Annotated in this window: 18 protein-coding genes and 1 pseudogene; 12 read left to right on the top strand and 7 right to left on the bottom strand. The window is 64.9% G+C overall.

Annotation, left to right across the window (positions count from 1 at the left end):
- Nucleotides 1-16: 16 nt before the first annotated feature.
- Nucleotides 17-2,341 carry a beta-L-arabinofuranosidase domain-containing protein gene (locus CXX84_RS07435; RefSeq protein ID WP_189337522.1) on the top strand — a complete coding sequence of 775 codons (2,325 nt, stop codon included), beginning with the start codon at nucleotides 17-19 and terminating at the stop codon, nucleotides 2,339-2,341.
- Nucleotides 2,342-2,438: 97 nt separating this feature from the next.
- Here the strand turns inward: CXX84_RS07435 and CXX84_RS07440 are convergent, their stop codons facing one another.
- Nucleotides 2,439-3,644, bottom strand: a complete 1,206-nt coding sequence (locus tag CXX84_RS07440) for an ROK family transcriptional regulator (RefSeq protein ID WP_102976063.1) — start codon at nucleotides 3,642-3,644, stop codon at nucleotides 2,439-2,441.
- An 89-nt stretch (nucleotides 3,645-3,733) separates the two neighbouring features.
- On the opposite strand from CXX84_RS07440, the gene CXX84_RS07445 reads away from it, so the two are divergent.
- From CXX84_RS07445 to CXX84_RS07460, 4 genes are read left to right on the top strand one after another with little or no spacing between them, the layout of a single operon-like run.
- Nucleotides 3,734-5,011 carry an ABC transporter substrate-binding protein gene (locus CXX84_RS07445; RefSeq protein ID WP_189337523.1) on the top strand — a complete coding sequence of 426 codons (1,278 nt, stop codon included), beginning with the start codon at nucleotides 3,734-3,736 and terminating at the stop codon, nucleotides 5,009-5,011.
- 38 nt (nucleotides 5,012-5,049) lie between these two features.
- Nucleotides 5,050-5,988: a carbohydrate ABC transporter permease gene (locus CXX84_RS07450; protein ID WP_149917143.1), complete on the top strand. Its 939-nt coding sequence runs from the start codon at nucleotides 5,050-5,052 to the stop codon at nucleotides 5,986-5,988.
- Nucleotides 5,985-6,875, top strand: a complete 891-nt coding sequence (locus tag CXX84_RS07455) for a carbohydrate ABC transporter permease (protein WP_102976066.1) — start codon at nucleotides 5,985-5,987, stop codon at nucleotides 6,873-6,875. The genes CXX84_RS07450 and CXX84_RS07455 overlap by 4 nt, the downstream gene beginning before the upstream one ends.
- Nucleotides 6,876-6,922: 47 nt before the next feature.
- Complete coding sequence (locus CXX84_RS07460) at nucleotides 6,923-8,641, top strand: alpha-amylase family glycosyl hydrolase (protein ID WP_102976067.1); 1,719 nt, start codon at nucleotides 6,923-6,925, stop codon at nucleotides 8,639-8,641.
- Nucleotides 8,642-8,698: 57 nt separating this feature from the next.
- On the opposite strand, the gene CXX84_RS07465 is transcribed toward CXX84_RS07460, so the two are convergent.
- On the bottom strand, nucleotides 8,699-9,649 hold the full coding sequence (locus CXX84_RS07465) for a GlxA family transcriptional regulator (protein WP_102976068.1): 951 nt from the start codon (nucleotides 9,647-9,649) through the stop codon (nucleotides 8,699-8,701).
- A gap of 135 nt (nucleotides 9,650-9,784) precedes the next feature.
- On the opposite strand from CXX84_RS07465, the gene CXX84_RS07470 reads away from it, so the two are divergent.
- From CXX84_RS07470 to CXX84_RS07490, 5 genes and pseudogenes are all read left to right on the top strand, one after another.
- Nucleotides 9,785-10,423 (top strand): isochorismatase family protein, encoded by a 639-nt coding sequence (locus CXX84_RS07470; protein ID WP_102976069.1) that lies wholly within the window; start codon nucleotides 9,785-9,787, stop codon nucleotides 10,421-10,423.
- A gap of 112 nt (nucleotides 10,424-10,535) precedes the next feature.
- Entirely contained in the window at nucleotides 10,536-10,892 is a 357-nt protein-coding gene (locus tag CXX84_RS07475) for a DMT family transporter (protein WP_102976070.1), read from the top strand.
- Entirely contained in the window at nucleotides 10,889-11,209 is a 321-nt protein-coding gene (locus tag CXX84_RS07480) for a DMT family transporter (RefSeq protein ID WP_102976071.1), read from the top strand. Before CXX84_RS07475 ends, CXX84_RS07480 begins: the two co-directional genes overlap by 4 nt.
- Nucleotides 11,210-11,567: 358 nt before the next feature.
- Nucleotides 11,568-13,862, top strand: a pseudogene (gene katG, locus CXX84_RS07485) (catalase/peroxidase HPI).
- A gap of 188 nt (nucleotides 13,863-14,050) precedes the next feature.
- Nucleotides 14,051-15,037: an aldo/keto reductase gene (locus tag CXX84_RS07490; protein WP_102976072.1), complete on the top strand. Its 987-nt coding sequence runs from the start codon at nucleotides 14,051-14,053 to the stop codon at nucleotides 15,035-15,037.
- A gap of 43 nt (nucleotides 15,038-15,080) precedes the next feature.
- Here CXX84_RS07490 and CXX84_RS07495 read toward each other — a convergent pair whose 3' ends face one another.
- Nucleotides 15,081-16,172 carry an SDR family oxidoreductase gene (locus CXX84_RS07495; RefSeq protein WP_102976073.1) on the bottom strand — a complete coding sequence of 364 codons (1,092 nt, stop codon included), beginning with the start codon at nucleotides 16,170-16,172 and terminating at the stop codon, nucleotides 15,081-15,083.
- 394 nt (nucleotides 16,173-16,566) lie between these two features.
- Entirely contained in the window at nucleotides 16,567-17,349 is a 783-nt protein-coding gene (gene map / locus CXX84_RS07500; RefSeq protein WP_102976074.1) for a type I methionyl aminopeptidase, read from the bottom strand.
- A gap of 69 nt (nucleotides 17,350-17,418) precedes the next feature.
- On the opposite strand from map, the gene CXX84_RS07505 reads away from it, so the two are divergent.
- On the top strand, nucleotides 17,419-17,721 hold the full coding sequence (locus CXX84_RS07505; protein WP_102976075.1) for a helix-turn-helix domain-containing protein: 303 nt from the start codon (nucleotides 17,419-17,421) through the stop codon (nucleotides 17,719-17,721).
- A 35-nt stretch (nucleotides 17,722-17,756) separates the two neighbouring features.
- A complete protein-coding gene (locus CXX84_RS07510) occupies nucleotides 17,757-18,275 on the top strand; it encodes a GNAT family N-acetyltransferase (protein ID WP_102976076.1) in 519 nt (172 codons plus the stop codon).
- A gap of 25 nt (nucleotides 18,276-18,300) precedes the next feature.
- Here the strand turns inward: CXX84_RS07510 and CXX84_RS07515 are convergent, their stop codons facing one another.
- The 3 genes from CXX84_RS07515 to narI all read right to left on the bottom strand — a co-directional run bounded on the left by CXX84_RS07515 (nucleotide 18,301) and on the right by narI (nucleotide 21,393).
- Entirely contained in the window at nucleotides 18,301-19,071 is a 771-nt protein-coding gene (locus CXX84_RS07515; RefSeq protein ID WP_102976077.1) for a hypothetical protein, read from the bottom strand.
- Between the two features lie 144 nt (nucleotides 19,072-19,215).
- Nucleotides 19,216-20,469, bottom strand: coding sequence for an MFS transporter (locus CXX84_RS07520; RefSeq protein ID WP_189337524.1), 1,254 nt, complete (start codon nucleotides 20,467-20,469; stop codon nucleotides 19,216-19,218).
- 15 nt (nucleotides 20,470-20,484) lie between these two features.
- A complete protein-coding gene (gene narI / locus CXX84_RS07525) occupies nucleotides 20,485-21,393 on the bottom strand; it encodes a respiratory nitrate reductase subunit gamma (RefSeq protein ID WP_102976078.1) in 909 nt (302 codons plus the stop codon).
- Nucleotide 21,394: the final 1 nt, after the last annotated feature.

Raw genomic sequence — 21,394 nt, forward strand, 5'->3', positions numbered from 1 at the left:
TCAAGAAAGTACAACCATGCACCCCACCGGCGTCTCCCTGGAGACCGCGCCGCCGCCGTCGTCCTTTCCCCTGGACAGGGTCCGGCTGCTGCCAGGCCGCTTCAAGAGCGCGCAGGACGTTGATATTCGCTATGTTCTTGAGCTCGACGCCGACCGTCTCTGCGCGCCCTATCTCAAGGAAGCGGGACTTGCGACGGCAGCGGAACCTTACGGCAACTGGGAATCCGACGGCATGGGCGGGCACATCAACGGGCACTTTTTGAGCGCCTGCGCGCGGCTGTTCGCTGCCACCGAAGACGTCCTGCTGCTCGAACGGGTGCAGTACGTTGTGCAGGTTTTGGACCGGTGCCAGGCTGCGGCCGGAAACGGGTACGTGGGCGGCGTCCCCCGCGGAGCGCGGCTCGGAGAAGAACTGGCCGCAGGACGCATCGAGGCGGATCTCTTCACGCTCAACGGGCGATGGGTCCCGCTCTACAACCTGCACAAAACCTTCGCGGGCCTCCTGGACGCTTACACCTATGCGGGTTCTGACAACGCCCTCGCCGTACTCCTGCGCCTGGCGGACTGGTGGTGTGACGTATCGCGCCGCATCGATGACGACTCGCTCGAGGAGGTACTCACCACCGAGTTTGGCGGCATGAACGACGTCTTCACCTCCCTTGCCCGGGTGACCGGCAGGAAAGAGTACCTGCGCGAGGCCGAACGATTCTCGCACCGCGCCCTCCTTGACCCGCTGGCGGCCGGCGACGACCGGCTGGACGGGCTCCACGCGAACACGCAGATTCCCAAAGTTGTCGGCTATGAACGCTACGCGCAGGCCACAGGCGACTTCCGTTGCCTCAACGCGTCTGATCACTTCTGGGACGTTGTCACCCGGCAACGAACCGTCTCAATCGGCGGCAACAGCGTCCGGGAACATTTCCACCCGTCGCGGGACTTCACTCCCATGGTCCTGGACGTCCAGGGGCCGGAAACCTGCAACACCTACAACATGCTCAAGCTCGCAAAGCTTCGCTTCGAACGGACCGGCGATCCGGCAGCCCTGGAGTTTTACGAGCGGGCCACGTTTAACCACATCCTTTCCTCCCAGCACCCGGAGCGGGGAGGCTTCGCCTACTTCACGCCGATGCGCCCGTCCCACTACCGGGTGTACTCCACCGTCCACGAATCAATGTGGTGCTGCGTGGGCTCCGGAATGGAGAACCACGCCGGTTACGGGGAACTCGTGTACAGCCACAGCGGTGACAGCCTGGGAATCAACCTCTACATCCCCTCCACACTGGGCTGGACCGAACGCGGAACACACGTTCACCTCGATACGGATTTCCCGCACTCGGACCTCGCCACATTGACCGTCACCGCGGCCGCCCCCACCGAGTTCACCTTGCGGCTTCGACGCCCCGCATGGGCAACGGACATGGAAGTCCGCGCATCCAAAACCGGTGAAGGCCTCCCTGCGCAGCCCGTTGAACAGGAAAACCACGTCACCATCCAGCGCATCTGGGAGGGCACCACCACCGTTTCCATCCGGCTCCGCGCCGAAGTCCGGGCTGAAGCGCTTCCGGATGGCTCGCCCTGGGTCTCTTTCCTCTACGGACCCGTGGTCCTCGCCGCCAGGGAAGGAAAGGCCGGGCTGGAAAGCTTCGATGCAGCCGGTGAAAGGATGGGCCACGTCGCCAGCGGCCCCCAGATAGCCCTGGCAAACACCCCGGTGGTCTCCGCGCCCGACCCGGCAGACGCCGTCGTCCTGGTCAATCGTGAACAGCTTGCCGCGGAACTCACGGCTACAAAAGAGGGTTCTCCCGTTCAGGTCCGGCTTGAACCGTTCGCAGGGATCCACGACGAGCGCTACACGGTCTACTGGCCCACCGGCGCCGCTCCCGCCCTGCGCACTGCCGGGCTCGCCGCCATGGATGCAGACGCAGCAGAAAAGGAATCCGTCATCGACGCCGTCACTGGGGGCGAACAGCAACCGGAGGCTGACCACTTCCTCACCGGCGAAGGCACCAAGGCCGGTGGACAGGACGGACTGCACTGGCGGGCCGCAACAGGGTGGTTCTCCTACACCCTCAAGGATCCCGCCACCGAAGCAGCCTGCCTCAGGGTCGCTGTCCGGCAGACCCCTGGACGCCGCCAGCGGCTTACCCTGAACGGCGCGCCCCTGACCGACGCATTGCGCACCGCAACAGACGGCAGCAACGTCCTAACCGATTACGCCATCCCGGCGGAAGCCAGGCTCAAGGACCCGCAGACGCTCGTGTTCGCAGTGCATGCAGAACCAGGTTCCAGCACGGAGGACTTGCTGTCAGTGGAACTGCGGAAAGCATCTCGGAACGGCTGACGGAGTTACGGGCCCGGCACGTGGGCGCCGGCGCGGACGGTTCCCCTGAACGGCGCAGAGTTGACGAAGATAGTGCGCATTGAAACAGGTGGATGCGTCAGGACCGGGCGGCCCGCGGGAGGAACGCGTGCGGTTCGGCCTTGATTTGTGTCAGTGCGGACTCGATGGCGCCCTTGACCACCACCTGGGCTCCGAACGTGCTGGCAACGAGTTCCGGGAGCGGCAGGCCGGTATCGGTGGGCAGCAGGCTGCGTGCGTGTTCGAGGACGGGTTCGATGGCCCGTGAGATGCCGCCTGCGATGACGACGCGCTCAATGTCCAGGAGGCTGGAGAGCACCACCGCGATCCGCGCCAGCCGGGCGCCGAGCCGGGCGATGATGTCCTCTGCAAACGGATCCCCTTCCCGGGCAGCCTGGAACACGTCCTCCGCGTTGATCTCCCCTTCGGGCATCTGCCGCAGCATGGTTTCGCCCTCGTAGGAATGAATGCGCGAACGCGCCCACTTCCGCGCAAGGGCTCCAAACCCGTCGGCACCCCCTTCGTCAGGCACGAACTTGCCGGCCGTCAGCGTATCGAGGAACCGCATTTCACCTGCGCCGCCTCGAGGACCCCGCAGCAGGCGTCCATCGACAATCAGGCCCGCACCGAACCGCTCCCCCGTCAACAACGTTGCCTGGTTGGCGGATGGCTCGTGGGCGCGTTCGGCCACAGCGGCAAGGTTGGCGTCATTCTCGACGACGACCCTGCCGTGGAGGTGCGACGCAAAGCCGGAATTCATCAGGTGCCAGAATTCTCCATCAGGCGACATGCCGTTCGCGTCGATTGGCGCGGGGACGCCGACCACCGTGAGCAGGACGTCGTCCGGGGCGCGGCCGACGTCCTGGAGGGTCAGACGGATCAGCTCCCGGGCGCTCGCACCACGGCCCTCGCGTCCCAGCGCATGCGACTCAATGCCCTGGCGGCGCGTGCCCAGCTCACGCCCGCGCAAATCCGCCACTATGACGGTGAAGTAGGTTTCCCCCGCGTCCAGCCCGACAACAACACCGGCCGCCTCGCGCAGCTGGTAGCGGCGGGCCGGGCGTCCCTTGGGCGTGTGGCCTCCGGCCCGGCCATCATCCACTTCCTCCAGCCAGCCGGCATCGACCAGGCCATCGCATACGCCAAGCACTGTGGCGCGCGTCAGCCCCGTCACGGCCATGGCCTCGCCAGCCGTGAACACTTGCTCCTGAAGACCGAAGCGCAGCAATGCATCAGAGTTGATCTGCCGCAACAGCTGCGTTGATCTCGCCGTGGTCCCGTTCATCCCTTGACGATATCGCCTCCATCCCCCATCCTCGTATAGGACCTAAATATAAGATCCATATAAATCTTCTGTGAGACCCCTAGGAGCCGATGTTGCCACCTTTGACGTCCATACGGACGCACGTCTCCCGACGCACTTTCCTTGCTGCTGCCGGGGGCGCATTGACCGCGTTCGGCTTGGCTGGTTGTGCCCCGGGAGGTACGCGCCCCACCGTCACGTTCCACCAGTCCAAACCGGAAGCGGTGCCCTACTTCCGCGATCTCGCGGCCCAATTTTCCGGGTCCCAGGACCGGGTCCGCGTTCTACACGATATGGCGACAAATCTTTCCGCCAGCTTTGTGCGCAGCAGCCCGCCGGATCTCGGCTGCCTCAACTACAACCTTGAAATGGCCCGGTTCATGGAGCGCGGGGCGCTCTCTGACCTGTCCGATCTCCCGGCAGCAGCTTCCATCCGCGACGACGTCCTGGACCTTACCAACTGGTACCCCACCTACCCGGGCCGCACGAGCATCATCCCCTACTCGGTCATGGCCGCCTCGGTCATCTATAACCGCCGCATCTTCGAGCAGAACGAGCTCGCCGTCCCGACAACCTGGGAAGAACTGATCAAGGTTTGTGAGGTACTCAAGGCAGCCGGCATCACTCCGATCTACGGCACCTTCCGTGACCCCTGGACCATCGCGCAGGGCCTGTTCGATTACACGGTGGGCGGCATGGTCAACGTGCGCGACTTCTACAAGGCAATGCATGAGATCGGCGAGAACGTGGGACCGGATTCCGACGTGTCCTTCCAGAAAACGATGCTCGAGCCCGTGCAGCGCATGGTGCAGCTGACCACTTACATCAACCCTGATGCATCCAGCCGCGGCTATGGCGACGGCAACACCGCCATGGCCCAGGGGCAGGCGGCAATGTACCTTCAGGGGCCGTGGGCCTTCGGAGAGATTGAAAAGGCCGGCACAGATGTGGATCTCGGCACCTTCCCGCTGCCAATGACCAGCGACCCCAACGATCTGAAGGTCCGCGTCAACATCGACCTTTCGCTCTGGATCCCCGAATTCGCCAACGCCCGGGAAGGTGCCCGCGACTTCCTTCAGTACCTCATGCAGCCCGAGATCCAGAACTCCTACAACGCCGAGTTCCTGGGATTCGGCACGGCCAAGGACGCACCGGCGGTGACAGACCCCCGAATCGTTGAGATGCAGAAGTACTACGACGAGGGCCGCTTTTATATGGGCGCCTCACAGTTCATCCCGAACTCGATTCCCGCCGCCAACTACCTCCAGTCAATCGTCGGTGGCGCCGACGCCGAGAGCACGTTGCGCCGAATGGACGCCGACTGGGCCCGCCTGGCCTTCCGCGCGTGATCACACTTCCGTTCTAATGCACGAAACGAGGACCCTTCATGTCATCGATGACTAAGCCTTCCACTGGGGCGGTGGTGACGAGCCCGGCAGCGGCCACAACGACAAAAACGCGCAAGAGCCGCCTCGATCCGCTCTACTACTTCTTCCTGTTCCCCGCGCTGGCGATTTTCACGCTCGCCGTCACGCTGCCCGCCGTGCTCGGATTCGTCTACAGCTTCACGAACTCCGTCGGCTTCGGCGAATTCGACTTCATAGGCATTCGAAACTTCATCGCTGTCTTCCAGGACGAAGGAGTCCTCAGCGCGTACAGCTTTACGCTCGCCTTTGCGCTCGTGACCGTTATCGTCGTCAACGCGCTGGCCTTCCTCCTGGCCCTGGGGCTCACATCCCGCGTCCGTTTCCGTGCCGCACTGCGCACGGTATTCGTGATCCCCATGGTGATCTCGGGGATCGTCATCGCGTTCGTCTTCCAGTACCTGTTCTCGAACTCGCTGCCGCTCCTGGGCCAAAGCATGGGAATCGAACCGCTGGCGACGAGCATCCTCGCCAACCCCGACCTGGCGTGGCTGGCAATCGTCGTCGTCACCGCGTGGCAGTCCATTCCGAGTGCAATGCTGATCTACATTGCAGGGCTCCTCACGGTTCCCGCAGAGGTCTACGAGGCAAGCTCCCTCGACGGAGCATCCCCCTGGCACAACCTGCGGCACATCACCCTGCCGCTCGTGGCCGGGTACGCAGTGATCAATATGGTCCTTGGCTTCAAGAACTACCTCAATGCCTACGACATCATCGTCGGCCTGACCGACGGCGGCCCCGGTGTCGCCACACGAAGCGTAGCGATGTCGATCTTCCGCGGCTTCGAAGGCGGAGACTACGCGTACCAGATGGCCAACGCCGTGATCTTCTTCCTCATCAGCATCGTCATCGCACTTATCCAGCTTCGCTTCACACGTGGCAAAGGAGGGATCGCGGCATGAGCAGCGCACCCGGCACTATCCAGGCAGGACCCGCGGCAGCAGGGAAGAACCATCGGGTCCGTGGCCACCAGGAGCGCAGCAACTGGCCCGCCACCATTGTCCTGCTCGTCTGCACGCTCAGCGTGCTCGTCCCGCTCTACGTCACCGTCAGCATGGCGTTCAAAACCACCGGCCAGGCGGTTGACGGCAACGCCTTCTCGCTGCCCAGCCCCCTGACCTTCGACAGTTTCATCCAGGCATGGACGCTGACAAACTTTCCCCGCGGCTTCGCGATCTCCGTGTTCGTGTCCGTGACCGCCGTGGCAGGGGAAATTATCGTGTCGGCACTGGCAGCGTACGCGATCGTCCGCAACTGGGACCGCCGCCTCTTCCGCTGGTCCTTCTTCTACCTGCTCGCGGCGATGTTCATCCCGTTCCCCGTGGTGGCGCTGCCGCAGATCCAGCTCACCGGCCTCGTGGGACTGGACAACCCGCTCGGCGTCGCGATCCTGCACATCGTGTTTGCGCTGGCATTCAACACGATGCTCTTTACCGCATTCCTGCGATCCATCCCGCTGGAGCTGGAGGAAAGCATGCGCATCGACGGCGCCGGCACGTGGCAGGTGTTTTGGCGGCTCATCTTCCCCCTGCTGGGACCCATGAGCGCCACGGTCGGCATCTTTGCCTTCATCGCCTCCTGGAACGACTTCATGATGCCCTCACTCATCATCTCCGACCCGGAAATGCAGACAATCCCGGTACTGCAGAAGATCTTCCAGACACAGTTCAGCAACAGCTACAACGTGGCCTTCGCCTCCTACCTCATGGCCATGACGCCCGCGATCGTCGTCTACCTGTTCACCCAGCGCTGGGTCATGTCAGGCCTGACCCAGGGCGCCGTGAAGTGACCCCGCCCGTGAAACCGACTCCAAAGAATAAAGTAAAGGAACCCGTCTTGCCCTCCATCGCCACCCAGGCAACCAGCACCGAGCACCCGCAGATGGCCGACCCCACCTGGTGGCGCCAGGCCTCGGTCTACCAGATCTACCCCCGCAGCTTCTCTGACTCCAACGGTGACGGCATCGGCGACATCAACGGCATCACCGCCAAGGTCCCGTACCTGAAAGAGCTTGGAATCGACGCGGTCTGGCTGAGCCCTTTCTACCCTTCAGCCCTGGCCGACGGCGGCTATGACGTGGACGACTACCGCAACGTGGACCCGCGGCTCGGCACGCTGGAAGACTTCAACCGAATGGCTTCCGCCCTGCACGCCGCCGGCATCAAGCTGATCGTGGACATCGTGCCCAACCACTCCTCGGACCGGCACGAGTGGTTCCAGGAAGCCCTCGCCTCGCCCAAGGGTTCCCCGGCCCGCGACCGCTACATCTTCCGTGACGGACTCGGCGAAAACGGCGAACTGCCGCCGTCGGACTGGGACTCGGTGTTCGGCGGCCCGGCCTGGGAGCGGATTACCGAACCGGACGGAACCCCGGGGCAGTGGTACATGCACATCTTCGCCAAAGAACAGCCCGACTTTAACTGGGACAACCCCGAGGTCCGCGACGACTTCCTGAAGACCCTGCGTTTCTGGTCCGACCGGGGAGTTGACGGCTTCCGCATTGACGTCGCCCATGCCCTGACCAAGAACCTCGAAGAGTCTCTGCCCACCAAGGCAGACCTCGAAGCCCAGGGCGAGGCGCTCTATCTTGCCGGTGCGCATCCGTACTGGGACCGGGACGAAGTCCACGAGATCTACGCCGAGTGGCGCAAAGTCTTCAACGAATACGACCCGCCGCGCACCGCCGTCGCCGAGGCCTGGGTCCACTCGGACCGCCGCGCCCGCTACGCCAGCCCGGAAGGCCTGGGCCAGGCGTTCAATTTCGACCTGCTGCAAGCCGACTTCGACGGCGCCCAGTTCCGGAAGATCATCACCAAGAACCTCGCCGAGGCCGAGGCTTCCGGCGCTTCCTCCACCTGGGTGTTTTCCAACCACGACGTCGTCCGGCACGCAACCCGCTACGGGCTCCCCGTGTCCGGGCCTTCGGCCGAGGGCGGGATTATGGCCGGCGAGGCCGGCAAGCAATGGCTGCTCGCCGGAGGCAAGCAGGAGGACGTCGACGTCGAACTCGGCCTCCGCCGCGCCCGCGCCGCGTCCCTGCTGATGTTCGCTCTCCCTGGCTCTGCGTACCTGTACCAGGGTGAGGAACTGGGCCTGCAGGAAGTCGGCAGCGAAATTCCTGACTCAGAACGGCAGGACCCGGCGTTCTTCCGCAACAAAGGCGTGGAAATCGGCCGTGACGGCTGTCGTGTCCCGTTGCCCTGGACAGCCTCGGGCAGCTCGTTCGGTTTCGGGACGGGCGACGCACACTTGCCGCAGCCGGAGTGGTTTTCCGCTCACTCAGTAGAGGTGCAGGAAACGCAGGAGGACGCAACCCTGTCCCTCTACCGCCAGGCGCTGGCCCTGCGGTCTAAGCTGCAGACTGCCGAAACGCTGGAATGGCTGGACACCGGCCGGACCGACGTGGTGGCCTTCCGCCGCCCCAACGGCTGGACCTCCGTCACGAACTTCGGTACGGAAGCCGTCGAACTTCCCGCCGGCACGGTACTGGTCTCCAGTGCGCCGCTCGAGGCAGATTCCCTGCCAGGAGCGACCACTGCCTGGCTTCAGGCTTAGCTGACCAACGCAAAGGAGATGCCCCCGGCGCTTGTGCGCCGGGGGCATCTCCGGCGTTCAGCCAGCCCGCGTATCAAACCGCCGCCGGTACTCCGTGGGAGTCGTGGCAAACGCGGCGGCAAAGTTCTGCCGGAGGGTGACGGCGTTGCCAAAGCCGCAGTCGGTGGAGATCTGGTCTATCGACAGGTCTGTGGTCTCCAGCAGCCGCCGGGCAGCGTCCAGGCGCCGGGCACGGATCCAGGCGGCCGGCGTTGTGCCTGTTGCCGCCCGGAAGGACCGGACAAAAGTGCGCCGGCTCAGGTGTGCCTGCGCCGCGAGCAGGTCAATGGTCAGTGGTTCACCCAGGTGGCCCAGGGCCCACTCAAGCAGCCGGGAGATGGGATCGTCCGTGGAACGCTCCGGGACCGGCCGCTCAATGTATTGCGCCTGTCCGCCCTCCCGGTGCGGTGCGATGACAAGGCTGCGGGCTACCTGGTTCGCGGCCTCCGCTCCGAGCTTGGTGCGCACGAGGTGCAGGCAGGCGTCCAGGGCGGAAGCGGTACCGGCCGAGGTGAGCACGTCGCCGTGGTCGATGTAGAGCACGGACTGGTCCAGGGGGACATCGGGGTGCCGCGCAGCCAGCGAATCGAATGCCTGCCAGTGCGTCACGGCCCGCCGCCCGGCCAGCAATCCGGCGTCGGCAACGGGAATCGCACCCAGGCACAAACCCAGGATGGGCACCCCGCGCCCGTGCGCCCCTTGGAGCACCTGCCGCAGGGCATCGCCGGAGACGCGCCCGTCGTCGAACCATGACGGCACCACCACAACGTCCGCCGCCTCCGCGGCCCCGGGCCCTTTGACCTCACCCAGCCGGTAGCCTTCAGCGGTTGTGATCTCCCCCTCCTGGTCAGAGAAAAGGGCTGTCTTCCAGTCCGCGAGCCCCTGGCGGGCCACCTCGTCAAAAACCATCTGCGGGACGGCAAGGTGAAACATTGTCGCGCCGTCGAAGGCGTAGACCGCGATCCTCATCGTGACCCCTTCCGCTACATTGGCCCGAATCCATCGTACATCTGCCTTCGTGCCACTGTTGGGCAGGGCCCTGAACCGGAAGACTGGAAGAGTAGCCAAAAAGGCACCACGAGAACCACCAGGGAGAACAACACTATGAGCACCCCCCGCCGCGCCCTCATCCTTATCGACGTGCAGCAGCAGTACTTCAGCGGCCCGCTCGAAATCCAGTACCCGCCGCACCAGGAGTCCCTGCCCGCGATTGCCAAGGCAGTTGACGCCGCCACGTCCGCCGGCATTCCCATTGCCGTCATCCAGCACTCGGCGGGCGAAGGCGCACCCGTCTTTGCACCCGGCACACCCGCCTTCGAGCTGCACCCCGAAATCGAACGCCGCAAAACCGGTGAATGGAAGTCCATCGTCAAGCAGTACGGCTCTGTCTACGCCGGTACGGACCTTGCTGACTGGCTGCGGAAGCACGACGTCGACACGGTCACCTTGGTGGGCTACATGACCAACAACTGCGTCCTCGCCTCCGCCGTGGAGGCAGAGTTCCTCGGCTTCACCACCGAAGTCCTCTCGGACGCCACCGGCGCCATCAACCTCGCCAACGAGGCAGGTTCCGCAGACGCGAAGACCGTACACACCACACTGCTCGCCCTGCTGAACTCGAACTGGGCAGCAGTAGCGAATACCGACGCCTGGACCAATGCCCTGACCGCGCAGCAGGCCCTGCAAGGCAGCGACCTCGGCAGCTCCGCCGTAGCTGGACTGGAACTGGCACCCCAGGCCTAGCCAGCGCCCGGGCTTCCCCGCCGGTCCAACGCGGGAAGCCCGGGAACACCAGCGGCACCCATGCCGTTGCATCAAGGGGACCAAGCCCCAACGGAAATCAAGGACTAAATACATGAAGTGGATTCTTCTCGCCGGCGCCATCCTGAGCGCGGTGACAGCATCCCTCTCCTTGAAAGCGGCCCTTGATGATCCTGCTTTCTTCATCGTGGTGGTCCTCGGGTATTCCGCATCCTTCGCTTTCCTCGCCGGAGTCCTCCGCAAGGGCCTGGGCCTCGGAGTCGCCTACGGCATCTGGGCTGCACTGGGAGTGACGCTCACCGTGCTGCTGGCCGCCATCCTCTTTGGTGAGGCACTGACCCCGGTGATGATGATCGGCGTCGCCATGGTCATCGGCGGCGTGCTGTGCGTTGAACTCGGGTCACACTCCGAGCCAGCGAAAGAACCCGCCAAGGAATTGGTCAGCTCATGATGTGGCTGTTCCTGGCGGCGGCCATTCTCACTGAGGTGACCGCCACCCTGCTGCTGCGTGTTGCCTCCACCGGAAAGCGGCGCTGGTACATACCTGTCGGCGTCGGGTACTTCCTGGCGTTCACCCTCCTCACCCTGACCCTGGAGCAGGGTATGAATCTCGGGGTTGCCTACGGCATCTGGGCTGCTGCCGGCGTCGCCCTGACCGCCCTGGCCAGCCGCGTCTTCTTCAAGGAAACCATTACGCCCGTCATGTTGCTTGGGCTTGGCCTCATCATTGGCGGCGTCCTGCTGATCGAGCTGGGTGCAGCGCACTAGGCAGCTATTTACCAAAAAAGGCTGTGCCCCGGGCATCCGGGGCACAGCCTTTCGTCTCATGTCGGGGTTTAGCGAATTGCAGGGGCGTGCGGAGGTGCTCGGTGCCGTTGCACTGGCCCTGCGGACGGCCGTCCCCTCGCCACATTAGGATCAGTCGTTTTGCCGCCTCGGTAAACCGGGCAGGGGAAGCACTCGACGCAATACGCTTCCTGGTGTTCCTGCAGTTTTCCCGGACAGGTTCCTGCAGATTTTCCGGACAAAGAAGACCTCCACCCTGCACCCGGTCCATGGTCAAATGGGAAGGTTGAACCGGCCGCCCGAGTCCGCTCCACGGCCTCGGCCACATGGAAGGAAGCACATGACCGACCCCCAGGAACACCCTCCAATCCCCACGCCGGGAAGTGCCCAAGGCCTGGATTCCAAGGTTGAGGGCGGATGCCCCGTGAACCACGGCAGCGTCACTTCGCACGGCAGCGAGAGCGAAAACCCGGCCATCGATTCGCCGGAGCCCAAAGGACACCGGCCGCGCACTGTCGCGGACTGGTGGCCCAACCAGCTGGACCTCTCGGTGCTGCACGCCAACCACCCCAAGGGCAACCCGCTCGGCCCGGACTTCAGCTATCGGGAAGAGTTCCAGAAGCTCGACGTCGAGGCGCTGAAGCAGGACATCACCGAGGTCCTCACCACCTCGCAGGACTGGTGGCCCGCGGACTTCGGCCACTACGGCGGCCTGATGATCCGGTTGAGCTGGCACGCCGCCGGTACCTACCGCGTCCACGATGGCCGCGGCGGTGCAGGGGACGGCAGCCAGCGGTTCGCGCCGCTCAACAGCTGGCCGGACAACGCCAACCTGGACAAGGCCCGCCGGCTGCTGTGGCCGGTCAAGCAGAAGTACGGCCAGAAGCTCTCCTGGGCGGACCTGCTGGTTTTGGCCGGCAACGTCTCCCTCGAGTCCATGGGCTTCAAGACGTTCGGCTTTGCCTTTGGCCGCGAGGACGTGTGGGAGCCCGAGGAGATTTTCTGGGGACCGTAGGACACCTGGCTCGGCGACGAACGCTACATCGGCGAAGGCCAGATGTCCGAGGAGGTCGGCTCCACAGAGATGGGCCTGATTTACGTCAACCCCGAGGGACCCATGGGCAACCCCGATCCCAAGCTCGCCGCAGCCTTCATCCGTGAAACCTTCAAGCGGATGGCCATGAACGACGAAGAGACCTTCGCGCTGATCGCCGGCGGGCACACGTTCGGCAAGACCCACGGCGCGGGCCCGGCAGATGCGCACGTTGGCCCCGAGCCGGAGGGCGCCGACCTTGAGGCGCAGGGGCTGGGCTGGCTCAGCACGTACGGCAGCGGCAAGGGTGCGGACACGATCACCTCCGGCCTTGAGGTCACCTGGACGGACGTGCCCACCCAGTGGAGCAACCGCTTCCTGGAGATCCTGTTCGAGTACGAGTGGGAACTGGTCAAGAGCCCCGGCGGCGCGCACCAGTGGGTTGCCAAGGATGCCCCGGCCATCATCCCGGACGCGCACGATCCGGAGAAGAAGCACCGGCCCACCATGCTGACCACCGACTTGTCGCTGCGCTTCGATCCGGTCTATGAGGAGATCGGGCGGCGCTTCCTGGAGAACCCGGACGAGTTCCAGCTCGCTTTCGCCAAGGCCTGGTACAAGCTGCTGCACCGCGACATGGGTCCTGTGGGCCCGCACATGCTTGGGCCGTGGGTCCCGGAAGCGCAGCTCTGGCAGGACCCCGTTCCCGCAGTGGACCACGAGCTGATCGATGAGCAGGACATCGCCTCACTCAAGGCGTCGCTCCTGGACTCGGGGCTGTCCGTCTCACAGCTCGCAACCACGGCCTGGGCCTCCGCTTCCACCTACCGCAAGACCGACCGGCGCGGCGGCGCCAACGGCGCGCGGATCCGGCTGGAGCCGCAGCGAGGCTGGGAGGTCAACGAGCCTGAGCAGCTTTCGACGGCGTTGCAGGCGATTGAGGGCGTGCAGCAGCAGTTCAACGCTGCCCAGAGCGGGGGTAAGAAGGTTTCGCTGGCTGACCTGATCGTCCTCGGTGGCTGCGCTGCGGTGGAGAAGGCGGCGGGCGACGCCGGGTTCCCCGTCACTGTGCCGTTCCGCCCGGGACGCACCGACGCCGCCCAGGACCAGACCGACGTCGAGCAGTTCCAGTACCTGAAGCCGCGGGCGGACGGGTTCCGCAACTACGTTCGTCCTGGCGAGAAGCTCCAGCCGGAGACCCTCCTGCTGGACAAGGCGTACCTGCTGGACCTCTCCGCGCCGGAGATGACAGCGCTTGTTGGCGGCATGCGCGCCCTGGGCACCAACATCGGCGGCTCCAAGCACGGAGTCCTCACTGACCGGCCCCAGGTCCTGACGAACGACTTCTTCGTCAACCTGCTCTCCCCCGGCACCAAGTGGAAGGCGTCCGAGAACGAGGAGAACGCCTACGAGATCACGGACGTTGCCACGGGCGAGCTGAAGTGGACCGCCACCCCGGTGGACCTGGTCTTCGGCTCCAACTCCCAGCTCCGGGCGATGTCCGAGGTCTACGCCAGCGAGGACGGCAAGGAGAAGTTCGTCAAGGACTTTGTGGCGGCCTGGGTGAAGGTCATGGAGCTGGACCGCTTCGACCTGCGCTGAGCGCACTGTACCGAATGAGGCGTCCGGGCCGGCTGCGTTGTGCAGCCGGCCGGGAGCCGTTTGGTCTCCACGTATGACCAAGAACCATAGGCGTGGGGCGTGGTCTGGCTTTCGTTGACACCGCCGATTCCCCAATTTAGGCTCCTGCCATTGCGGGCCAGAGGACACGGAGACGAGGGAACAAGGTTATGAACCAGGACAGCGGGCAGTTGCGGGACCGGATGGGACATCTCGGCTTTGGAGGTACAGGTGTGGGCAACCTCTACCGTGCCATCTCGGACGAGCAGGCGGCCGCAACCATCGAAGCGGCCTGGACCGCCGGCATCCGCTACTTCGACACTGCCCCGCACTACGGCCTGGGCCTGTCCGAGCGGCGTATCGGCGACGCCCTCGCGGGCAAACGGCGGGAAGATTTTGTCCTTTCCACGAAAGTGGGCAGGGTCCTGGTCCCGTCGCCTGCAACCAGGGACACGAAGGATCCGGAGGGCTTTGACGTGCCGGCGGACCTGCGCCGCGAATGGGACCCGTCCGAGGCAGGAGTGCGGCGCAGCATCGAACAGTCCCTGGAACGGCTGGGCCTCGAGTACATCGACATCGCCTACCTCCACGATCCCGACGTGTACAGCATGGAGGATGCCGTGAAGTCTGCCCTGCCCGCTTTGGAAAAAGTAAGGGCGGAAGGCCTGGTAAAGGCCATCGGCGTCGGCACCAACACCGCCGGCGCCGCCATGGAATGCGTCGAAGCAGCGGAGCTGAATTTCCTCATGCTGGCGGGCCGGTTCACCATGCTGGAACAACCGGGCTCGGACGGCCGCCCCGGCGCGGGGCTGCTGGACCGGTGTCTTGAGCTGGGTACGGGGGTGGTCAGCGTGGGCGTCTACAACTCAGGCATCCTCGCCAAGCCCGACCTGCCGGCAGATGCGCACTACAACTACTCGCAGGCCAGCGAAGAAATCCTGGACCGCGCGAGGCAGCTGGCAAGCATCTGCAAGGAGTACGACGTCGAGCTTCCCACCGCCGCCATCCAGTTCCCTTTCCGCCATCCAGCCGTCGCTAACGTCACCGTCGGAGCCAGCAGACCGGAGCAGATCCGTCAAAGTGCGGAGCGGATGGGCACAAAGGTCCCGGATGAGCTGTGGCAGGAACTGCAGAACCGTGAACTTATAGGGGCCTGAAGGTTCAACGGCCGGCAGCCCTCGCCCGCAGCGGCCGTCATGCTCAGGGAATGAGATTGTCCGCCCGGTACCGGTCAAAGAGCGCAATAAAGGCGTCCAGCGTCCGCCGGTGGCCGGTGAACCCTGCATCCCGGCTCTTACCCATGTCGGTGACAACCTCGATGTTCCGTCCCAGGTCACCGTCGGTGTGCCACCAGGACGCCAGGCGGTTCAAATCCGGCTCGGCGAGGTTGTGTCGTCCGGCGATGTCACGCCATTGTGCCTCCCGGCCTGCCATTGACTGCTCGAGCGGCCGGGGGTTTACTGCGAACCCCTCCCACTCCACGCCGAAGTAGGCCGCGAGCTTCGGCCACATCCAGCGCCAGCGGAACACGTCGCCGTTGACGATGTTGAAGGCTTCGTTCGCAGCCGCCGGGGTGGTGGAGGCCCACAGCATGTGCTCGGCGAGCAGGCCCGCATCCGTCATGTCGGTCAGTCCGTTCCACTGTGTTGCGGAGCCCGGAAAGACGAACGGCTCCCCGCTCTCCCTGCAGAGTGTGGCCTGGGTGGCGAGCGTGAGGCCCATGTTCATGGCGTTGCCGACGGCGTGCCCGATCACCGTGTGTGCGCGGTGCACCGACCAGGTGAACCCCTGCTTCGCGGCTGCGGCCCAAAGTTCGTCCTCTTGGGCGTAGTAGAAGTTCCGCACGGGTAAGCGCGGCTCCTCCTCATGGAACGGGGTGTCCGGCATTTCCCCGGCTGCATACGCCTCGAAGGGTCCGAGGTAGTGCTTGAGGCCCGTCATCAGTGCAACGTGGGCTACGTCCTTGCCGCGGAGGGCTGCGAGGAGGTCCCGCAGCATTCCCGCATTGACGGTGATGTTTTCCTCCTCGGTGTCCTGCCGGGACCATGCCGTGAAAAAGACATGCGTAGGATTCTCCGGACCGAGCACGGCGGTCAACGATGCCGCCGAGGTCAGGTCCGCAGAGAGCCACCGGACCCCGGGACGTTCCGCGCCGGGGTTCCGTGACAGGGCAAGCACGGTCCACCCCTCACCGGCCAAAGTGTCGACGAGGGCGGACCCGCCGATGCCGGTTGCTCCCACTACAAGAGCTGTATGCCCGGTGCCCGCTGTTGTTCCTGCGTCAATCGTCATGCTTCTCCTTCTCACGCCAAGCTGCATATATCCGCGCCCGGTCGAGCGCCACTTCCTCTAGCGACAAGCCGCCGCGCGAGGGAGATATTCCGCGCCCGCCGTCGTCGTTCCTGCCTTTGCGTGCCGGGATGAACACTCGTCAATCGTGCAGAGCTATGTGGGACTGCTTCGTACGTCCGGCGTCGACGTTCCACGCCCGCTGGGAAGGGACGACGACGGCCGGAACGTTTTTCGAGCGACCTGATGTGCCACAACGACCTCGCACCCTGGAACCTCATCAGGGGATCCCGGTGGGTGTGTACGTCAACGGCCACGGGGAACGTAGTCAGCGGCGCCGCTGACTACGTGCCGCGACATAAGGGAGCCTGGCAGCAAGCCCTGGCGCAGCCGTAAGTCACAGCTGTGCGCCAGTGGGCAAGGTGAGGATCTCGGCGCCGTCGCTGGTGATGGCGATGGTGTGCTCGCTATGCGCGGTCCGGCAGCCAGTTGCGCTCTTCAGGGTCCACCCGTCCGTATCGGTAATGAGCTCAGCGGTGTCCGCCATGACCCACGGCTCCAGTGCCAGCAGCAGCCCCGGGCGCAGCTTGAAGCCGCGGCCTGGCCGCCCGTTGTTAGGTACGTGCGGGTCCTGGTGCATGGTGGAACCGATCCCGTGGCCGCCGAACTGGGTGTTGACCGGGTAGCCCGCCTCACCGAGCACTGACCCGATGGCATGGGAGATGTCACCGATGCGCGCGCCTGGGCGCGCCGTGGCGATCCCGGCAGCCAGGGCCCGCTCGGTCGCCTCAATCATGGCGACGCTCTCCTCAGGCTTCGAGTCCCCGACAATGAAGCTGATGGCCGAGTCGGCAGCGATCCCGTTCTTGAGGACGGCGAGGTCGAGGCTAAGCAGGTCGCCGTCCTCAAGCGCGTAGTCGTGCGGCCTTCCATGCAGTACGGCATCATTCACACCTGTGCAGATGTAGTGCCCAAACGGCCCGCGGCCAAAGGACGGCGCGTAGTCGACGTAGCAGGACTGTGCCCCGGCCTCAAGGATCATGGACTTGGCCCACCGGTCGATGTCCAAAAGGTTGGTGCCCGCTGTGCTCCGGCGCTTCAAAGCCTGCAGGATGTCCGCAACCAGGGCACCGGCTTCCCTTGCCCGTGCGAGCTCGGAGGGGTTCAGGATCTCAATCAATGCTGGGGCCTTTCTTCACGCAACCAATAACTATCCCGGCCATATTATCCCGGTATTAGTATTGGAACCATGGTTAGATTGCCGCTAACAGCGGGGGAACTCGAGCGCGGACAGCGCCTCGGCGCCCTCCTGCGACGGGCGAGGGGTGAGCGGCCCATGCTCGATACAGCACTGGAGGCACGCGTCTCTCCGGAGACCCTCCGGAAGATCGAGTCGGGACGCGTCGCAACTCCCGCCTTTCCCACCATCGCAGCGATTGCGGACGTCCTGGGCCTTTCCCTCGATGATGTCTGGGCAGAGATAAACCGGGCTGAATCTTCAGTTGAACCTGCCCGCGCTCGCCACAAGACAGGCACGCGGCTGGCCTCCTGACCTGCCGGGGATGACACGTCGAATAGCATCTTCACATGGCAGACCTGATCATTCCTGACGTTCGTTTCCACTTCTCTTGGCTGGAATCAGCGGCAGAATTCGACGGCGCCCGGCAGGACGGTGCCGGGGCCGAGGACTGGCCGCTGGATGCACTGGAAGAGCCTCAGGAATTCTGCCGCTTCGTCGAGTGGCTCGTGAGGGATGCCCTCCCGGAGAGCCCGCGGAAGCCCGGGTATGTGCCCTGCACCTACCTGTGGATCGTGGAGGGGGACACGTTCCTCGGCTCGCTGGCCATCAGGCACGAACTGACCGAATTCCTCCTCAATGAGGGTGGGCATATCGGATACAGCGTCCGGCCCTCGGCACGGCGCTGCGGGAATGCTGCGAAAGCACTGGCTGATGCCCTCCCGATTGCCCGCGAGCTCGGAATCCCCCGGGTCCTGCTGACATGCGATGAGGACAACGCCGGCTCCCGGGCAACCATCGAAAGGAACGGTGGCCTTTACGAGGACACCCGCAACGGCAAACGCCGCTACTGGATCGACAACGCCTAAACCGGGCGCCCCCGGTGTGAGTGCCCTACCCCGCCGGCCGCAGCGAGGTGATCATCCGCTTGATGTCCTTGTACTCCTGCGTCCCCGCGTACAGCTTCGCCTTCTCCAGGTACGGCAGCGACGCGTCACCCGGCGTCCGGTTCAGCTCCGGGTTGTAAAACGCACCAAATGTTGCCGCGTTGGGCGGCCAGTTGAAGAAATGGAACATGTAGCAGGCTGTATCCCCTTCAGGGAGGGGCGCGGTGGTGATGCCGTAGGCGGCAGCCGGAGTGTCCGGCGGGCCGGCGGTGGTGGCGTTGCCGCGGGTTTCGAACGTATACCGCGGCACCGTGCCGTACTGCGCCAGCTGCGGCATCTCCTGGGACTCCAACACGGTATATGGGTACTTTTCCGTGCACGTGGAACCTGTTGCCATGTTGGTTCGCAGCGTCGCCAGCAACCGCCCGTCCTCGCTGGTCACCTCCGCGAACGCGCCGCCGCCCTCAGCCAGCTCGCCCGCCGGGTCCGTGATGTTCCAGGTGGAGGGCAGGTCGAAGGACAGGTCCCCGGCCGCGGTGGTGTAGGTGGTCCAGGAAGGCTGCGCCGGTGCGCTGGCTGTCGCACTCGGAGGCGCTGCCGCCGTCGTCGTTTCGGCGGCTGTTGGCGTTGCGGTCGCTCGGGCGGAGGCGGAAGCGGAAGCGGAAGCGCTCGACGGCGACGGTTGCGGCGGCGAGGCCGGCTCACCGCAGGCGGTGAGCAGCAAGAGTGAAAGAAGCAGTGCCGGGGTTACCGCGCCGGGCCACACTGACCGCCGCATGTACGCCTCCTTGAGGGCCGTTGTGATCCCTCAATTGTGCAGCCGTCCCGGCTGCCTGGATCCCTTAATCAAACGATTGGAGCCAAACCGTTGCAGCCCATAACGAAACCGTTCCCGGCGGTCCCCAGCGCCCGTTGCCGGACGTTATGTCCCCTTCAACGCGCCCTGCCGGGCAGGCTGTTGTGGTGACCGGATGGCCACGATGGTGAACACAAAGGCAACGACGGCCGTGACCACCAGCAGCATGAGCCCGATGAAGTAGCTGTTGTCCGCCGCGTTGTACGTGGCGCCCATAACCAGGGGCGGGAAGTATCCCCCCATTCCGCCGGCCGCGCTGACAATGCCGCTGATGCTGCCCACCTTGTCCGGTGGCGCCAGTCTCCCGACCCAGGCGAACACACCTCCGGTGCCCAGGCCCAGGGCCGCAGCCATGGCCACGAAGGTCAAGCCGGCCGGGATTTCCCCGTCGGGGCGGAGATTGACAATGAAGGCCAGGACCGCGATGCCTGCCAGGGACGCCAGCACCACCGGCTTGGAGCCGATTCGGTCAGCCAGTACTCCCCCGACAGGCCGGAACAGGACCGCTGCCAGGGCGAAGCCGGCGGTGCGGGTGCCTGCCGCCGTGGGGTCGAACTGGTAGATGTCGCGGAGGTAGGTGGGCAGATAGGTGGCGAAGGAAACGAACCCGCCAAAGACCAGGGCATAAAGGAAGCACAGCTTCCAGGTGACGGCCAGGCCGGCCGCGTCCTTGAGTTTGGGGATCACCGGGGCCGTGTTCGCGTGCCAGTCCGGGGACTCCTTCAGGTTGAACCAGATCAGGGCGCCCATGGCCACAAGGAGCCCGGCAATCAGCAGGTGGGTGGGCAGGTACCCGATCCAGCTCACCAGCCGCGGGGTCAGGAAGGCCGCCAGCGCGGTGCCGCCCATCCCGGCGCCAAAAACACCGGTGGCGAAGCCCCTGCGCGACGGCTCGTACCAGGCGGAGACAAAGGGAATTCCGACGGCGAACACGGTGCCTGCGATGCCCAGCAGCAGGCCCGCGCCCAGCACCAAGGCGTACGAACCGAGGGACCCGCCGAGGGCCACCAGCAGCACCGGCGGGACGCTGCCGAGAAGGACGAACGTGAACATCACCCGGCCGCCGAACCGGTCAGTCATGGCCCCCACCACAATCCGGCCCAGCGACCCGACGAAGATTGGCATCGCCACCAGAATGGCCGTGGACGTGGAGTTCAGCCCCATCTCCTGTGTGTAGCGGGCACCCAGCGGTGCCACGATGTTCCACGCCCAGAACGCCATCACCGATGCACTGGTGGCCAGGGCCAGGTTCAGTCCCTTGCCTGGATGGGAGGTTTCCGCAGGCGGGGCGGGGTTAGTGGGCGCGGCAGATTCGGCCATCGTCTTCTCCTCTCCTCAGCGGTTCCGGGTGTCCCGGTCCTGGGTCCCCACCGGGGACCAGCCGCGCCGCGCTGCAGGGGCGTTCGGGTTCTCCGCGGCATTGGTTCCGGACCTGCTTCCGGCCCGGGTGCCCGGACGCCCGCCTGTCCTGCCGCCTTCGCGGTCCCGGGATCGGTAAACGATGTAGGGGCGGAACAGGTAGTGCATCGGTGCGGTGAAGGCGTGGACCAGCCGGGTAAAGGGCCAGATGATGAACAGAGCCATTCCCACCAGGGTGTGCAGGTGGAAGGAGAACGGCGCGGCAGCCATCGCAGTGAGGTCCGGCTGGAAGATAAAGAGCGAACGGAACCACGGAGCAACGGTTTCGCGGTAGTTGTGTCCGTGCTCCCCCTCGAACACGCTGGCCAGGGTGGTCCACAAGCCGAACACGATGGCCGCGGTGAGCACCACGTACATGGTCTTGTCATTCTTCGTGGTCGCCATGAACACCGGCCCCGTGGTGCGGCGCCGGTAAATCAGCAGGACAATGCCGCCCAGGGTCCCGATTCCCGCGATCCCGCCCACGAACAGGGCGTTGAAGTGGTAGAAGTCCTGGCTCATGCCCACCGCTTCCGTCCAGGACATGGGAATGACCAGGCCGAAGAAGTGGCCGGCAATCACGGCGAGCAGGCCGAAGTGGAACAGCGGCGAGGCGATCCGCAGCAGCTTGGACTCGTAGAGCTGTGAGGACCTGGTGGTCCAGCCGAACTGGTCATACTTGTAGCGCCAAATCAGCCCGCCCACCAGGACAACCACCATGACGTAGGGCAGGACGCCCCAGAGCACAATGTCCAAGGCAGAAAGTTCGACGGCGGCACTGGGCTGTGTTTCAAAGGGGAGGGTTTCAAAGGGCGAAGTTTCCAAGGGCGGCGTTGCGAACGGCATG

Origin of the sequence: Arthrobacter sp. AFG7.2 (assembly GCF_002892835.1) — a bacterium.
GTDB lineage: Bacteria > Actinomycetota > Actinomycetes > Actinomycetales > Micrococcaceae > Arthrobacter.

Excerpts from the sequence above, each read along its gene's own strand:
- CXX84_RS07435 (WP_189337522.1), top strand. The coding sequence starts at position 17 with ATGCACCCCACCGGCGTCTCCCTGGAGACCGCGCCGCCGCCGTCGTCC.
- CXX84_RS07440 (WP_102976063.1), bottom strand. The coding sequence starts at position 3,644 with ATGAACGGGACCACGGCGAGATCAACGCAGCTGTTGCGGCAGATCAAC.
- CXX84_RS07445 (WP_189337523.1), top strand. The coding sequence starts at position 3,734 with ATGTTGCCACCTTTGACGTCCATACGGACGCACGTCTCCCGACGCACT.
- CXX84_RS07450 (WP_149917143.1), top strand. The coding sequence starts at position 5,050 with ATGTCATCGATGACTAAGCCTTCCACTGGGGCGGTGGTGACGAGCCCG.
- CXX84_RS07455 (WP_102976066.1), top strand. The coding sequence starts at position 5,985 with ATGAGCAGCGCACCCGGCACTATCCAGGCAGGACCCGCGGCAGCAGGG.
- CXX84_RS07465 (WP_102976068.1), bottom strand. The coding sequence starts at position 9,649 with ATGAGGATCGCGGTCTACGCCTTCGACGGCGCGACAATGTTTCACCTT.
- CXX84_RS07470 (WP_102976069.1), top strand. The coding sequence starts at position 9,785 with ATGAGCACCCCCCGCCGCGCCCTCATCCTTATCGACGTGCAGCAGCAG.
- CXX84_RS07475 (WP_102976070.1), top strand. The coding sequence starts at position 10,536 with ATGAAGTGGATTCTTCTCGCCGGCGCCATCCTGAGCGCGGTGACAGCA.
- CXX84_RS07480 (WP_102976071.1), top strand. The coding sequence starts at position 10,889 with ATGATGTGGCTGTTCCTGGCGGCGGCCATTCTCACTGAGGTGACCGCC.
- CXX84_RS07490 (WP_102976072.1), top strand. The coding sequence starts at position 14,051 with ATGAACCAGGACAGCGGGCAGTTGCGGGACCGGATGGGACATCTCGGC.
- CXX84_RS07495 (WP_102976073.1), bottom strand. The coding sequence starts at position 16,172 with ATGACGATTGACGCAGGAACAACAGCGGGCACCGGGCATACAGCTCTT.
- CXX84_RS07505 (WP_102976075.1), top strand. The coding sequence starts at position 17,419 with ATGGTTAGATTGCCGCTAACAGCGGGGGAACTCGAGCGCGGACAGCGC.
- CXX84_RS07510 (WP_102976076.1), top strand. The coding sequence starts at position 17,757 with ATGGCAGACCTGATCATTCCTGACGTTCGTTTCCACTTCTCTTGGCTG.
- CXX84_RS07515 (WP_102976077.1), bottom strand. The coding sequence starts at position 19,071 with ATGCGGCGGTCAGTGTGGCCCGGCGCGGTAACCCCGGCACTGCTTCTT.
- CXX84_RS07520 (WP_189337524.1), bottom strand. The coding sequence starts at position 20,469 with ATGGCCGAATCTGCCGCGCCCACTAACCCCGCCCCGCCTGCGGAAACC.
- narI (WP_102976078.1), bottom strand. The coding sequence starts at position 21,393 with ATGCCGTTCGCAACGCCGCCCTTGGAAACTTCGCCCTTTGAAACCCTC.